The 1,068-nt window shown below is 37.5% G+C and carries 1 protein-coding gene; it reads left to right on the plus strand.

Translation table 11 applies throughout. The features are described from left to right. A partial coding sequence (locus HCR01_RS37970) for an IS4 family transposase (protein WP_193201020.1) occupies positions 1-1,034 on the plus strand: 1,034 nt, incomplete at its 5' end. Positions 1,035-1,068: the final 34 nt, after the last annotated feature.

The following is a 1,068-nucleotide window of genomic DNA, read 5'->3' on the forward strand; positions in this document are numbered from 1 at the left end:
AAAGCTTAGAAGAGAAAGTGACAACAGAATATTTCTGGTGTGGTCGCAATGTAAAAGTAATAGATGGGTCAACTGTCTCGATGCCTGACACTGTAGATAACCAAAAAGAATACCCTCAACCTAGTACCCAAAAAGAAGGATGTGGATTCCCAATTGCCAAAATTGGTGTGATATTCAGTTTAGTCACGGGAGCCGCTGTTGCTCTGTGCATAGATGTTATGAACACTCATGATATTAAATTAGCGAGAAAATTGTCCAGTTTTCTTAAACCCAATGATGTGCTTGTAGGGGATAGAGCTTTTTGTGCTTACGCCGATATGTTCATTATCAAAAAGCTTGATTGTGATGCTCTATTTCGTAAGCATCAATCTCGCACAACAACCATGCGAAAAGGTAAAATTGTTGGAGATTGTGACAAATTAGTTACTTGGTATCAGCCTAAAAGTTGTCCAAAAGGTTTAAGTAAAGATGAATTTGATCCTCTACCTAAAAGTATAACTGTGCCAGAGATTTATTATTACATTGTTATTCCTGGTTTTCGCACTAAACGAGTTAGTTTAATTACTACTCTTTTAGATAAAACAACTTATTCTACTCTCGAAATTGTTGGTCTTTATGGTAAACGTTGGGACGTTGAATTGGATTTGAAACATCTAAAAACTACCTTGGGTATGGATATTTTACGATGTAAAACTCCTTCAATGATACCCAAAGAAATTCATGTTTATTTACTGGCTTACAATTTACTTCGGAGCTTAATGTGGTCGGCTGGGACTACTCACAATACTCCTCCAAATCGTTTATCGCTTCAACGTACTCGACATCATTTATTGAATTTTATTCCTAAATTAGAAACTGCTCACTCTCAAAAGCGCATCCGACTTTATCATAGTTTGCTGAAAATTATTGTTCACAAGGTTGTTCCTGATCGCCCTGCTAGAAATGAACCACGAGTCCGCAAACGTCGCCCCAAAATTTACCCCTTGATGACCAAACCCCGGCATGAATTACGTAAACAATTGCAAACTGCTTAATTGGTAAGCGTTTCCGCTTTTCTTAGTGCCATTC

This window comes from Nostoc sp. MG11 (assembly GCF_014904695.1).
Classification (GTDB): Bacteria; Cyanobacteriota; Cyanobacteriia; order Cyanobacteriales; family Nostocaceae; genus Komarekiella.